Raw genomic sequence first — 14,808 nt, 5'->3', positions numbered from 1 at the left:
CTTGCCGCTTTGTCTTTTTATTCAGACTTGGCTGCAATGGTAGTCGTACCATTTATTTCAAATGGTACCGAGGGGTGAAATGGTTTGATGCCCAGGGCTTGATACAGTTCATCAGGGCGATAGAGATTTTGCCCCTCAATAACCAAAGCGGTGCGACGCAGTGCGCTGATATCTTCCAGCGGATTACCTTCCAGTAAAACCAGATCTGCATTTTTTCCCACGGTGATACTGCCAGTATATTGATCGGCTCCCATTACCTGAGCGGGTACCAATGTGGCAGTACGTAGGACATCCATAGTGGGTATACCGGATTTGGCATAGAGCTCCAACTCGCGCAGCAGGGTAAATCCGGGAATACCATCGGAACCCGCTACCATGGTCACCTTGTGCTCATGCAGTTTACGCATCATTTTCAGCAGGGCATCGGCGGAGAGGTCGTAGTCATCCCTGTGTTCCGGTTTTACATCCAGCTCGGCACCGACAAATGCGCGCTGAATATTCACCGGGAAATGGTCGGCGATATCTTCAAACTCCGGATCTATTTTGCCAGGTTGGCGCAGCAACATAGAGCTAAATACGGTAGTCGTGGCATCTACCACTGTACCTTTCTCAGCGAGTTTATCCAGGAATTCATCAACCTCTGCACTTTCCAAGTCCAGCTCGTGGGCATGTTCACCAATTTCGGTAAAACGTAGTTTTTTGCGGGTGTCGATCTTGCCCATAAAATTGAGGAACAGCATATTGATATGCTGGATTTCATCAAAGCCGGCATCCACCGCTTCCTCTGCGGTCATAAAGGCGGGGATATGCCCGGATAAGCGCATGCCGTTTTCGTGGATATGTTTGGCTAAGGGTGCGATCCACTCGGGCTCCATGGAGCTGTAGGTTTTTATCTGCTGGTAGCCATGTTCCGCATACCACTCGACAATTTCCTTGGCTTCTTCCAGGCTATCTGCCGTTTTACCCATGCGCATGGCATTTTCACTTTCCCTGTCCATAAAGCCCGCACGGAACAGGTCACCGCCGATAATCTGTTCGGACTCATACAGGCCGGAGATGCGCATAATATTTTCGTGGGTATTACCGATATCGCGCACATTAATAATACCGGCGGCCATATTCAGGGCACCATCAGTGGGTGATAGGTGTGCGTGCATATCCCACAGCCCGGGAATCAGGGTGTGGCCTTTGGCATCGATGCGGGTGGCGTTTTGGACTTTGATTGGGCGGCGGCTAATCTTGGTGATTTTGCCGTTTTCCACCAGTAGGTGGCGACGCTTGCGAAGCTTGCCCGCTTCTACATCGACCAGATTGACGTTGCTAATTAGAATCGGCTGGACGGAGGTATGGGTGTGCTTTTCGGCGATATCCAGTAAATACTGGTCGGAAGCGGCAACCTGGCGTTCTTTGAGTTGTTGCAGGTGGGATTTATCCCAGCCTTTGCGCAGTATGGCGAACCAGCCTCCTTCATCGGCAGCAAACAGATCACCGAATTCATCGTACCAGGCCAGGTCCGGAGTAAAACCCAGGCCACTCACACCGTAGAGATACACGGTTTTCTTCTCATCGCCCTGCTCAAGAGTGAGCTGATCCAGCTTGTGTAGCTGAGCTTGTCCTTGGGGTAGTAAACCTATGCTGTGATCCTTATCGGCAAGTAGCGCTTTTACCAGCTGGGTTTGTACGGCCAGAGTCGAGTTTTTGGGAATATAAAACTGCGCTTCGGAAGTTTTTGCGCTGCCGTGTTCATCGGTGCCTTGCCAAGTGGCCACACCATCTTTCAGTGTAAATTCTTCATTAACTGGCGCGCCAAAGGGGCTGATACCTTCAATGTGTACCTGCTCGGGCATTTTGGCAGCGCCGATCGTGAAGCTCTCCTTTAGATTAAGTCGGCGGTTATTCCAACCGAGCTTTAATTCTCCGGAAATTTTCGAGCCCTTTTGTTCGATCACCTCGCTGCCGGCGATACCCTCTTTATCGTAAAAGATATATTCGATTGATTTTGCATAGGCGCAATTGGCAGTGGCAAATACCGCTGCGGCGACCAGTGTTGCAAGCCTGGACTTTTTCATAGGGCGAACCTTTCTTGTTGTTTTTGCGCAGGGGAGGTTGGCTGTTTTTTTCTATTCAGGCAAGAGATAGCAGCACAGCGAGTGATGGCTTTAGGAGTAATTTCGGCAGAAGGATGAATCAGGGCGACAGGGCGTTGGGATAAACCTCAGTAGTTTTTTATTTTACCTGTTAAGGGTGTGGGAGAGCTTGAGGAGGTCCGGCAACCTGGAAGACAGCAAAACCTGCCAGATTGCCTTACTCTTGGCGAGAGTGAGTTAGAGTATTTGTTTACCTATGGCATTAATATTCTGCCTCGCAGGCGCGGGTGAGGTTCTCGTTCGCTTCGGCACCCACCACAATATTGTCCTCAATACGCACGCCGCCGTAGGGGCGGAACTCTTCAACCTTATTCCAATTAACTTCACTGGCAAGGGAGGAGGCTTTCAATTCTGCCAGCAGACTATCGATAAAGTAGAGCCCTGGCTCAATCGTAAATACTTGGTTTTCTTCAATAGTGCGGCTGGTGCGCAGGAAAGGGTACTCCGCAGGTGGGGGTGTGGTACCGCCATCGGGGCCACTCTGGTGACCACCCACATCGTGTACCTGCAGGCCGAGGAAATGGCCCAGACCATGAGGCATAAATGGCCGGGTTAATCCGGACTCCACCGCGCTCTCGGCAGCAGATTTGATGATATCGAACTGGGCCAGCAACTCGCCAACTTTCAAGTGGCATTGGCGGTGTAGATCCGGGTAGGGCAGGCCGGGTTTGAGGCCGTCCACCAGCTGCAGCTGCTTTTCATCCATTGCCGCCACCAGCTGAGCGAACTCGCTGTCGGCATAGCTATAGGTGCGGGTGATATCCGCACAATAGCCGTTGCAATCGGCCCCTGCGTCTATCAGAAAGGTCTTTAATTCTGTGCCGGGCAGGCGCTGGGTGGAGAGGTGGGTGTAGTGCAGTATCGCTGCGTGTTCATTGAGGGCCACGATATTGCCGTACGGCATGGTGTTCTCGCCCTGGCCGGTAGCACTCAAGTAAGCCTGGTTGATCTCGAACTCGCTGGCGCCACCGCGAAAAGCCAGTTCGGCGGCTCGGTGCCCTGCCACCGCAATGCGGTTGGCCTCGCGCAGGCAGGCGACTTCATAAGGAGTCTTGTTGGCGCGCGCCCAATGTAGACGGTTGATTAGGGTTTCGGGGTTGATCTCGCCGAGTGGCCAGTCCTGGAACCTGTCGGCCTCACCAATGAAGGCGGCGTTATCCGCCTTTAGGAATTCCCGGGCATCTGCTGGCTTACTCAACAGCTCGATATCGTAGAGCTCACTCCAGAAGGTCTGTGGCGCGGGTGGGACATAGTGCCAGAAGTCCACCGGGCGGTAGAACAAGAGTTTGGGCTTCTGCCCGCGCCTGAAGATCACCCAACTGTTTGGGTTGTCGGTGATTGGTACCAGGGCCTTGAACTGGGGATTGACCTTAAAAGGATAGGGGTTGTCATCCAGAAACTGCATCCTGGGTGCACCGCTGAATACATTCAGGGTATCGAAGCCGCAGGACTCCAATATTTCTTCGTAGCGGCGGCACAGGGTGGCCATATGATCTGCGTAAAGGTTTTTATCCATGTTCTCCCCGGAATGGATCGCTGAATCGATTAGACGGCATAGTGTATAGTCTGAACTCTGGATATTTGGCCTGAAATTCGACCATGGAAAAGAAGATACTGCTAACCGACTGCCCCGATGATAAGGGCCTGATCGCGAAGATTACCAATATTTGCTACAAGCACCAGCTCAATATCATCAAGAATGATGAATTTGTAGACCGCGTGGAGGGCCGCTTTTTTATGCGCACCGCCCTGGAAGGTATCTTCAACGACACTACTTTCCTAGAAGATTTGGATATGGCCCTGCCGCAGGGGGCCGAGCGGCGCCTGGTGTCGACCAAACGCAAGCGCCTGGTGCTGATGGTGACACGCGAGCCTCACTGCTTGGGTGACATCTTGATGAAGTGCTATTCGGGCGCACTGGATGTTGAGATAGCCGCTGTGATTGGCAACCATCCAGACCTGGGTGGGTTGGTAGAGAAGTTTGATATTCCCTTTCACTGTGTACCGGCACAAGATCTTAAACGCAGCGAGCACGAGGAAAAAGTGGCTGCCCTGGTAGATGAGTACAATCCGGATTACCTGGTTCTGGCCAAGTATATGCGGGTACTCACTCCGGAGTTTGTCGCTCATTATGCTGGCCGAATTATTAATATTCACCACTCCTTCCTGCCGGCCTTTATCGGGGCCAAGCCCTATCAGCAGGCTTATGAGCGCGGAGTTAAAATTATCGGTGCCACCGCTCACTTTGTGACTGATGATCTGGATGAGGGCCCGATTATTGAACAGGATGTAATACATGTGGATCATGCCTATTCGGCGGAGTCCATGGCGGATGCGGGCCGAGATGTGGAAAAGTTGGTTTTGTCCCGCGCACTGCAGTTACTGTTGCAGGAGCGGGTATTTATCCATGGCAATAAAACCGTGGTATTCAAATAATTGATAAAGTCTCCTGAGGCTAATAGCCTTTTATGGAAGCTATTGATGAGCCAAGAGGGCTTGCTGTGCTGAATAAAAATAAATTTAACTCCCCATTTTCCCCAATACGACTATTTGGGGGCTTGGCAATTGCCCTGATATTGACAGGCTGTACCAGTAACAGCCCGATACCAGGAATGAAGGAATCCTTTGAGACAGAAGTTGCTCCCAATGGCGCCAAGCGTTTTACTTTTACGTTAAAGGGAAAGCAGCGTGATATCCCTGCGCCAGTTGTGGCAGGTTCCAGTGCGCAGTCCCGTATGCCGAGAGGGCCAGTGGAGAGCGGTGGCCCTTCAAGTCGTCGGGTAGAAGCCTATTTTGATTGGGCTCTGGAGCAGAAGTTGATAGAAACCGGTTTCTGCGAGCGTGGTTATTTTGAAATTGAGCGAATTATCTCCCCATATGGGGGAGAAGTGCGAGGTGAGTGTAGAGAGGGGGCATTTTGATACTTTTAGTGTCTTGATTAGAAAAACTTATTGAGTTTGTTAATTTTTAAGAGGTTAGCCAGTAAGCTCAGCTATATTCCAGTTTTATACAAAATGTAAATAAGAATAATGAAGTATAAATCAGTCTTGGAACAGGTCTCTACGCAGCAGATCATTGCGGTGTTTGACCTTATATCAGATATTATTTTCTGGGTAAAAGATGAATCCGGCTATGTGGTGCATTGTAACCGGGAATTTATTGAGCATGTCGGCTGCAGGTCATTACATCAGGTAGTTGGCCGTTCAGATATGGATTTTTCCCCTTCTTATCTCGCTAAAAACTATATACGTGATGACAAAAGGGTGATGTCAGGAGAGACGATTACAGATCGCCTGGAATTAAATATTGGTAAAACAGGCGAGTTAGTTTGGTTTACGACATCAAAGCGCCCATTAAAGAGTGCCAATGGAGAAATCATAGGAACCTATGGTGTAGCTCGAGACCTTAAAGAAACGGTTAAGACTCTCTCTAGAATGGATAAACTTAAAAGGCCAGTTGAATACATAAAAAATAACTATAGTCAGCCAATTGCAGTTGAAGATTTGGCAGAGGTCGCGAGTTTATCGGTTAGTGCATTAGAGCGGCGTTTCAAAAAATATCTGGATAAAACACCCATGCAATTCGTTCGGGAAGTCAGATTAGAGAACTCTCGTCGTATGCTGGTGGAAACACAAAGCCCAATATCTGAAATTGCTTATCGGGTTGGCTTTACATCTCATAGTTACTTCAGTAGACACTTCAAAGGCATGTTTGGACAGCTTCCAGCAAATTATCGTAGTGAAGTTCAGTCCAATATATAAACACCGAAAAAGCTGAGTGTCCTCAGCTACTTTAGAGAAAGCAGTACGTTAACTTCCGCCGATGAGTTGACAGCCGCCCATTTCATTCATTTCCGGAAATTCTAGACCCGAGTTTGACTTGGGATTTTATTCCTTAAAACAGGTAGTTAGTCGATTCATTTTTGGCTTTCTGCGACTGCTTGTTTTTTCTTAAAAATCTAAAACGCCGATTTTGTTTCATTAGTATCCCAGTATTGATTACCTCTCCATCAAGGTTTTTTTTTAGGGTTTTAGTGCTCAACAAATGAACTGTCTTTTTGGGGTTTAGGGTCCCCTGACAGTTTTACGCCAGCCCTTTGAAAGGGGCTGGCATTTTTTGAACCGGTGAGAGAAAAAATAGAAAGTTGGGATGCTATGAAAATAATGAAGAAGAATAGCCGAAAAAGGGTTAATACCTGGAGCAGAGGTTTCAGGCAAAAGTCTATGGTTACTGCTATCTCGCTGGTCGTTAGCAGCATGGCAATCGCGGAAGATACTTCGGACTCTGATGAGAGAATTGAAGAGGTTCAAGTCATTGGAATTCTTGAGAGTGCTACCAAAAACCTTGAAATCAAAAGGGATTCCCTTGCAGTAGTAGATGCTATTACTGCAGAAGATATTGGTAAGTTCCCCGATAAAAATGTAGCTGATTCTCTCCAGCGTGTGCCAGGTGTCACTATCGATCGCAGTGGTGGTGAAGGTAGCACGGTTAGTATTCGGGGAACCAGCTCAGAGTGGACTCTCACCCAGTTAAATGGAAATTACATTGCTACTTCCGGTAGTGGAGCTCCCTCCAGAAATTTTAACTACTTATTACTTCCCTCCAGTATGATCAGTAGGGCAGAGGTTTATAAAAGCCCCGAGGCAAGAATTGATGAAGGTGGTGTCGGTGGTACCGTTATCCTACATAGCCACAAACCTCTTGATCTTGATGCTGGACAAGGTGTAATCACCACAGAGGCGACTTATTCAGATACTACCGAAGAGTGGGACCCACAATATAATGCTTTCTACTCCTGGAAAAATGAGAGCGAAACTTTTGGTATTTTAGTGGGGTACACCAGCCAGGACCGTGGCGTAACCGGAGTTACCAATTATGCAAGTGGCTGGCGTTTGCACTCAGATACTGATGAAAATGCAGATTTGTCAGCTCTTGTTGACCAGACCACAGAAGAAGTTTTCAACAATGTGTGGGCGCCCACGCAGGTCAGTATTCACAACTCTAAGGAAGACCGAACCCGTGATGGATACCAGCTTGCCGCACAGTGGCGACCCACTGAACGCCTGGAGTTTGGTTTTGCTTATTTCGGTTCCAAGCTTGGCTATGACACTAATACTCAAAGCCTGACATTTGCGGAATGGAATGATCATGACGATGCATACTATGGCATTGAAGTGGATGGAGATACAGTCGTCACCTATGGTTTTAACGACAATGGTGACCTTAATGAAAATAACTGGGGCGATGGAGATGTAAATGGCGGTGTAGACGTATACCGTGGTTTGATGTCTCCCCAGCTGACCGGCTATACCCGCAAGGGTGAATCGGAATCTAACACTTATGATTTTGAAGTTATCTATGAAGGGGGCTTTTATACCGCAGCGATAAATGTTGGGCATACAGAAGCAGAGGGGGGAACTTCTGAACTCACATACGCTAATATGGATGCTCGTTATGGTTCCGTGGATAGCTGGCTTTGGTCAATTGCAGATGGTAAGCCGAGCTATGAAGTTTCCACAGATCTCACAAAAGATACTGAAGCTTATCCCTACTATGACTGGTTTGGCTCAGATGCTACGGAAAATAGCGATGAAGAGAGTTACTATCAGCTAGATTTGGCATTTGATACTAACTGGGGAATTGTTAATAAGTTTTATGTGGGCACAAAGTATAGGGATCATGAGGCTAGATCCTATAGAGATATCTATCGCTGGGATGACGAGACTGATGATAATGGCGGTTACCGAGGTTGGTTATCTGGCGATCAATGGTTCCACAATCCTGATTACCACCCAGATACTTCAACTTTAATTAGCGATAAGGTAGTTGATAATAGTGCTGGTAATACAGGTGCAATTGATTATCTGGCATTTGATACCGATGCCTTGATGGACTATGTGCGTGGAAACTTCAACCTCACTGTTATGCCAGTACTATCTGGCACTTATACAATTGATGAAGAAATATTCTCTACCTATGCCCAAGCTGATTTTATATGGCGAGACTTCCGCGGAAACTTGGGAGTTCGCTATGTCAGCACAAAATTATCTACTGAAACGTATGATGATATTACTGGAATGGAATCGGATGAAGTTATTGCTAACTCCCGCAGTAATACCACAAAAGAATTTTTGCCAAGTTTGAATGTTGCCTGGGATCTAACTGATGATCTGGTAATACGATTTACAGCCTCTAAAGCTATGTCAAGGGTGAGTTACGCCTATTTGGGGCAGGCTGAAACTTATGGTCCACCAGTTCATATTGTTTCTCCGGATGAGTGGACGGGGCGAGGAAGTGGCTTCTTTGCGAATACGGATCTGGAGGCCATGATCTCCAAGCAGTTCGATCTGGGCCTAGAGTGGTATTACGCCGATGGTTCTGCATTGGGTGTAACTTTATTTGACAAAGATATTGACAATCTGCCAATCCAAGTAACTGAAATTGTTGAGCGTGAGCACGATTGTTGTAATGGCCCTATTGAAGTAGAAATGAAGGGGCAGATAGGGGGAGGAAACGCAACTTCTAGAGGGGTGGAGTTGTTTGCCCAGCATGCTTTCGAAAGTGGCTTCGGTCTTATGGCCAACTATACATTTACCGATACCGGCACTTCCACCATCATTCTTGCTAATGAGTCAATCGAAGCTGAAATACCTGGTACTGCGAGACACCAATATAATTTATCTGCATTTTATGAGAATGAAAATTTCGGTGTTCGTGCCTCCTATAATTGGGTGGATGACAGGGTTACAAGTTTACATCGTGGGTATGCGGTATACGATAAGGACTACGGACAGTTGGATCTGAATGCAACCTATACCTTCACTGATAACTTTAATATCTCTGCCTCTATTATCAATTTAACTGAAGAAGTGGCGGAGGGATATTGGAAACAGGAAAATCGGATGACATACAACAACTACTCTGGGCGCCGATTTTATATTGGTGCAAACTATAAATTCTAACACCTCGTTAATTGTAGTATTGGGTGTAGTGCAAATGCACTACACCATTTTTTGACTTTAGATGTTAGATTATAAAATTCACATAACTACATAATAAAAAATGAGCATAGATATGAAACAACCAACACTTAGAGCAATGCAAGCTGCTTGTGCCACCTTTTTATTTCAGGCTGGTGCCTACGCAGATATTGAAGTGGTCAGTTCAGGCGTATGTCCCTCTGATGCTACCAAAGTAAGCTATTCTGAAGCGCTTAATTATCCTGATGAATTTTGTGGTCTTCTCAATAGTGGTGATCTTGTTGGTCTATCAGGAGGGGCTTCAATAGAGCACCTGGGTGACAATTGCCAATTGACGGATAATGAAAGTCGCCAAATCTCCAAGACACTATGTACGTCTGAACCTTCAGCACCACATGTTGTTAGTGGAAGCAGTTGTTCGTCCGATGCAGACCCGGTTACCTATCTTGAGGCACAAATTTATAAAGATGAGCTGTGCTCTGTTCTGGGAGACTGGGAAATTGCAAACCTTGCCGGTAATGCCTCCATGGATGGCAGTGGCTATGGATGTGGTTCACGTAAGAATGAAATCCGTGAGCTGGGCTCAACTCTGTGTAAATCTGATACTCCTCAGGAAAGTGTGTCAGCGCCTAAAGTTGCTTACGTAGAAGTTAATAGTAATAACCTGGGCAATGCAGGCTGCTTTACAGAGAGCGATGGCAGCCAGTTGTTTGATATAGCTGTGATCTTCGCGGCAAATATTAATTACGATGGTCAGAAAGCTGTACTGCATTTTAATGACCAAGTGTCAGACTTGCTCAATAACAATTTGAGTACAGTACAAGACTTGCAAGACAAGGGTACGAAAGTGGTGCTCAGCGTTCTCGGAAATCACCAAAATGCAGGTTGGTCTTGTTTTGCCGATGAGCAATCCGCTGATGACTTTGCTCAGCAGTTGAAAGATGCAGTGGATCAATATGGTCTGGATGGTATTGATATTGATGATGAGTACTCACAGTGCAGCCAAACCTATTCTGATTCCCTGGTAAAAGTGACTAGTGCATTGCGAGAGAAAATGCCGAATAAAATCATTTCCAAAGCACTCTGGAGTGATACCGATGCTTTTCAGGCTGAATGGAATGGCAAGAAACTGGGCGATCAACTAACTTATGGCTGGGAGATGAGCTATTGGTTGGGCTCAAGTTGTACTTCAAGAATCCAGAAGTATATCAATCTGGGTGTTGATAAGTCTAAGCTAGGTGTTGGAGCTTCCACTGTGATGAATGGTGCATCTACTGCAAGTGCTTTGGCCTCCTGTAACGAAAATAATAACCTTGGAGGTGGCACTATGATATTTAATGTGACTAAAGATTCTAGCAGTTACCTTTCTACAATATGGCCAGGTACTTCAGCGCTTCCTAATTGCCTTAAGTAGTTCAAAAATATTGATAGTTATGATTTAGTTAATTTTCTTTAGTAAAGCTATTTCGGAGTGGGTAGTAAACACTCCGAAATACAATCCTTATACTCGGTTCCCATGGAGTGATTTCTGGTTCTTACCAGATGCACCTATACTATTCCTTAAAAAAGCCCTTTTTAAAGAAGGCCTCATTGGGGTGTGCTTTTTCTTTGCCATTGCTTCCATATGAGCTTTCTGTTCTGCTTTCGCTTGGTTTTTCTTTTTCCTACAGGGGCGACAACGAATCGCAGAGGTCTCAAAGTCTCCCTTGGCGATTTCATACCACCATTTTTGTTGCTTTGCCGTCCATACTTCATCTGAGCCACAATCTTTACATTGAAATTCTCGATCCAAGTAGTAGAGAGGAGTGTCAATGTAGTAAGAGTGGTGCACAATTGCTGTCCTATCTACCGCAATAGCCCAGTCGGGAATGGGGCCACTGAACTGATCAAGGATCTTGCCTCTATTTAACTTCTCTATTCTTTTTCTTCGAGCTTGCTTAATTTCGGTTCTTCTTTGTTTGCCGCTTTTCATTGGGTGTTCCATACCATTGATTGAGAGGAAAAGGGGAAAGCTTTGCGGGTGGTGCGAAGGTTAAATAGGCCTAATAAAAACGAAAAAGCGGGCATAAAGCCCGCTTTTAATCCTTCCTGAGAGTGTCTGATTTTACTCAGCGTAGCTCTCAATCGGAGGGCAGGAACAAATCAGGTTGCGGTCGCCGTATACGTTGTCGATACGGTTGGCAGCGGGCCACACCTTGTGCTCTTTTAACCACGCCGCCGGGCGCGCAGCGATATCGCGGGAGTAGCTGTGGGTCCACTCATCGCTCATCACGTCCTCAAGGGTGTGAGGGGCATTGTGCAGCGGGTTGTCTTCAGGGGTGTATTTTCCGCTGGTGACATCTTCCACTTCCTGGCGAATTGTTGCCATTGCTTCGATAAAGCGATCCAGCTCACCCTTGGATTCGCTTTCGGTAGGCTCGATCATCAGGGTGCCGGCTACCGGGAAGGACATAGTGGGGGAGTGGAAGCCAAAGTCCATCAGACGCTTGGCGATATCCTCTTCAGTGATACCGCTGGCTTCCTTGAGTGGGCGCAGATCAACCAGGCACTCGTGGGCAACAAAGCCATTGGTGCCGGTGTAGAGTAGGGAGTAGTGCTCACCCAGCTTCTTGGCTACGTAGTTGGCGTTCAGGATTGCCATTTCGGTAGCCTGCTTCATGCCCTGCTTACCCATCATGCGGATATACATCCAGCTGATCGGCAGGATGCTGGCGGAGCCCCAGGGAGCAGCGGAGATGGTGCCGTTATCCAGATTGGTTTCCGGTACTTCAGTCACCGGGTGGGCCGCCAGGTAGGGCTTCAGGTGTTCGCCAACAGCGATCGGGCCCATGCCGGGGCCGCCGCCACCGTGAGGAATACAGAAGGTTTTGTGCAGGTTCAGGTGGGATACGTCACCACCGAACTGGCCCGGAGCCGCGACGCCAATCAGGGCGTTCATGTTGGCACCATCGATATAAACCTGGCCGCCAGCCTGGTGTACCAGGTCGCAAACTTCGCGGATACCTTCTTCGAACACCCCGTGGGTGGACGGGTAAGTGACCATCAGTGCGGCAACGCGGTCGCCGTGCTCTTCGATTTTGGCTTTCAGGTCTTCGATATCCACATTGCCTTTATCATCACAGGCAACCACTACCACTTTCATGCTCACCATCATGGCGGAAGCCGGGTTGGTGCCGTGGGCAGAGGCGGGAATCAGGCAGATGTCGCGCTGGGTTTCGCCCTTCGCTTCGAAGTACTTCTTGATAGCAACCAGGCCTGCGTATTCACCCTGGGAACCGGCGTTGGGCTGCAGGCTCACCGCATCGTAACCGGTGCAGGCGGACAGCATTTGCTGGAGCTGGCGGAACATTTCCGCGTAGCCTTCCGCTTGATCTACGGGTGCGAAGGGGTGCAGCTTGCCGAACTCGGGCCAGGTGACTGGGATCATCTCCGCAGTGGCGTTCAGCTTCATGGTGCAGGAGCCCAGGGGAATCATAGAGTGATTCAGGGCGATATCCTTGGCTTCCAGAGACTTGAGATAGCGCAGCATCTCGGTCTCGGAGTGGTAGGTGTTGAACACCGGGTGAGTTAGGAATTCAGTATCGCGCACCAGGGAGGCGGGTACACCCAGAGAGCCCTTGCTGGCAATTTCGCTGTCCAGAGTATGCAGATCGACGCTGTGTTCGGTGCCGATAAAGGTATTGATCAGGTCGGACACATCCTGCAGGGTGGCGGTCTCACTCAGACTCACACCCAAGGCGTCTTCACCAATTTTACGTAGGTTGATCTCAGCGGCCAGGGCGCGCTGGAAAATCTCTTCCTGCTTGGCGCCAACGGTGACATTCAGGGTATCGAACCAGCTGTCGTGGGCCAGATTGAAGCCTTCCTGCTGCAGGGCGGAAGCGAGAATATCTGCCAGGCGCTGGATGCGGGCAGCGATGGTTTTCAGGCCTTCAGGGCCGTGGTAAATCGCATAGAAAGCGCTCATTACCGCCAACAGTACCTGGGAAGTACAGATATTGGAGTTGGCTTTCTCGCGGCGAATATGCTGTTCGCGGGTTTGCATGGCCATGCGCAGTGCACGCTTGCCTTTGCTGTCTACGGAAACACCGATAATACGACCCGGTGCGGAGCGTTTGTAAGCTTCGCGGAAGGCGAAGAAACCGGCGTGGGGACCACCGTAGCCCATGGGGATGCCGAAGCGTTGGTTACAGCCAACAACCACGTCTGCACCCATATCACCCGGTGCTCGCAGGGCTACCAGGCTCATCAGATCTGCGGCCACAGTTACCAGGGCATTGGCTTCGTGCACCTTGGTGATGATGTCGGTCAGGTCGCGTACGCGACCGGTGCTGCCGGGGTACTGCAGCAGGGCACCGAACAGCTCGGCGGGAATATCTTTTTCCACATCGCCTACAACGACCTCGAAGCCGAAGTGCTCGGCGCGGGTCTTAACGACGGCGATGGTCTGCGGGTGGCAGTCCTGGTCCACAAAGTAGACGTTGGATTTGTTGCGTTTGACCTGGCGCTTACACATGGCCATGGCTTCAGCTGCTGCGGTACCTTCATCCAGCATGGAGGCGTTGGCCAATTCCATTCCGGTGAGGTCCATAATCATCTGCTGGAAGTTCAGCAGGCCTTCCAGGCGGCCCTGGGCAATTTCCGGCTGGTAAGGGGTATAGGCGGTGTACCAACCCGGGTTCTCCAGCACGTTGCGCAGGATCACATTGGGGGTAATGGTGTCGTGGTAACCCATACCTATAAAGGTGCGGTAGATCTTGTTGCGCGCCGCGATATCTTTCAGCTCTGCGAGGGCCTCAACTTCATTGATTGCATCGGCCAGATCCAGCTCATCAGTCTTGCGAATGGCTTCGGGCACGGTTTTCTCGATCAGCTCTTCGAGGCTGGCAACTCCGAGGGTTTCCAGCATGGCCTCTACCTGTTTGGCATCGGGGCCAATATGGCGATGGATAAAGGCGTCGTGTTGTTCCAACTGCTGCAGCGATGGTTGGGTCATAAACTTCGTTCCTGTAGTCGCAGGGAGTCGTCGCGGTGCGCTCGCGGTTAAAAATAGCACCTGGCCTCGGTACCGCTTTTCCTGTGGAAAGCCTCGGGCCTCCGCGTAGCGGATAGGCGAGGGTAACGCTTGGGAGAATCGGTTTGCTGGCAGCCCCAGTGTTGCAATACGGAACCAGAGGGGAAGCCGGGCCATAGCGGCAGGCGCGCATCTTAGCAATCGGCGCGAGTAGGGGCAATCTGCGGGTTTTGGGCGGGGAAACTGCTAAATTTTGGCGCAAAAAGTGGGTTAAATCCTGTAATGTGGGATATTGAGGTATTTTGTTCTGGGTGAGCCGAAGAAGTTATGGTTTTAAGTGCGAACAAAGGGTATGAGTGAACATATAGTCCCAGACCCTACGGTAGCGAGTAGCCTTCTACTAGGGCATCGAGTATATGTATATTCAGTAACGGCTGGAAACTAGAGATCTCCTTAGATGGGTATAACCTAATTTTGTCTCCAAGCTCATTCATTTAGCTTTCATCTAAGGTGCCTGGCTAAATTTTAAATGAATGATATAAAAGTTAGTAATCTGTAAAAGTGTACTATTACAGCTGTTACTTAAATCTAGCAATATTATTAAATAGAAGAAATATTCTGAGCTGTTCCAATCAAATTTTGTGCTTCAATCAAAATAATCCTTTTC

General features: G+C 48.7%; 9 protein-coding genes. 5 read left to right on the top strand and 4 right to left on the bottom strand.

Annotated elements, in window-relative coordinates:
* Positions 1-17: 17 nt before the first annotated feature.
* Positions 18-2,069 (bottom strand): amidohydrolase family protein, encoded by a 2,052-nt coding sequence (locus tag ACJJIV_RS06320; RefSeq protein ID WP_444891143.1) that lies wholly within the window; start codon positions 2,067-2,069, stop codon positions 18-20.
* A gap of 280 nt (positions 2,070-2,349) precedes the next feature.
* Positions 2,350-3,663, bottom strand: coding sequence for a Xaa-Pro dipeptidase (pepQ, locus tag ACJJIV_RS06315; RefSeq protein WP_444891142.1), 1,314 nt, complete (start codon positions 3,661-3,663; stop codon positions 2,350-2,352).
* A gap of 83 nt (positions 3,664-3,746) precedes the next feature.
* On the opposite strand from pepQ, the gene purU reads away from it, so the two are divergent.
* From purU to ACJJIV_RS06290, 5 genes are all read left to right on the top strand, one after another.
* Positions 3,747-4,583 carry a formyltetrahydrofolate deformylase gene (purU, locus tag ACJJIV_RS06310; protein ID WP_444891141.1) on the top strand — a complete coding sequence of 279 codons (837 nt, stop codon included), beginning with the start codon at positions 3,747-3,749 and terminating at the stop codon, positions 4,581-4,583.
* 65 nt (positions 4,584-4,648) lie between these two features.
* Positions 4,649-5,068 (top strand): hypothetical protein, encoded by a 420-nt coding sequence (locus ACJJIV_RS06305; RefSeq protein ID WP_444891140.1) that lies wholly within the window; start codon positions 4,649-4,651, stop codon positions 5,066-5,068.
* 108 nt (positions 5,069-5,176) lie between these two features.
* Positions 5,177-5,908: a PAS domain-containing protein gene (locus tag ACJJIV_RS06300; protein ID WP_444882582.1), complete on the top strand. Its 732-nt coding sequence runs from the start codon at positions 5,177-5,179 to the stop codon at positions 5,906-5,908.
* 393 nt (positions 5,909-6,301) lie between these two features.
* Positions 6,302-9,109: a TonB-dependent receptor gene (locus tag ACJJIV_RS06295; protein ID WP_444891139.1), complete on the top strand. Its 2,808-nt coding sequence runs from the start codon at positions 6,302-6,304 to the stop codon at positions 9,107-9,109.
* Positions 9,110-9,221: 112 nt separating this feature from the next.
* Positions 9,222-10,541: a glycosyl hydrolase family 18 protein gene (locus ACJJIV_RS06290; RefSeq protein ID WP_444891138.1), complete on the top strand. Its 1,320-nt coding sequence runs from the start codon at positions 9,222-9,224 to the stop codon at positions 10,539-10,541.
* Positions 10,542-10,628: 87 nt separating this feature from the next.
* Here the strand turns inward: ACJJIV_RS06290 and ACJJIV_RS06285 are convergent, their stop codons facing one another.
* Complete coding sequence (locus ACJJIV_RS06285; RefSeq protein ID WP_444891137.1) at positions 10,629-11,099, bottom strand: zinc-ribbon domain-containing protein; 471 nt, start codon at positions 11,097-11,099, stop codon at positions 10,629-10,631.
* 132 nt (positions 11,100-11,231) lie between these two features.
* Complete coding sequence (gcvP, locus tag ACJJIV_RS06280) at positions 11,232-14,123, bottom strand: aminomethyl-transferring glycine dehydrogenase (protein WP_444891136.1); 2,892 nt, start codon at positions 14,121-14,123, stop codon at positions 11,232-11,234.
* Positions 14,124-14,808: the final 685 nt, after the last annotated feature.

It is taken from the genome of Microbulbifer mixtoriginis (SeqCode) (genome assembly GCF_052466765.1).
This window is presented reverse-complemented; position numbering and strand designations above follow the sequence as displayed.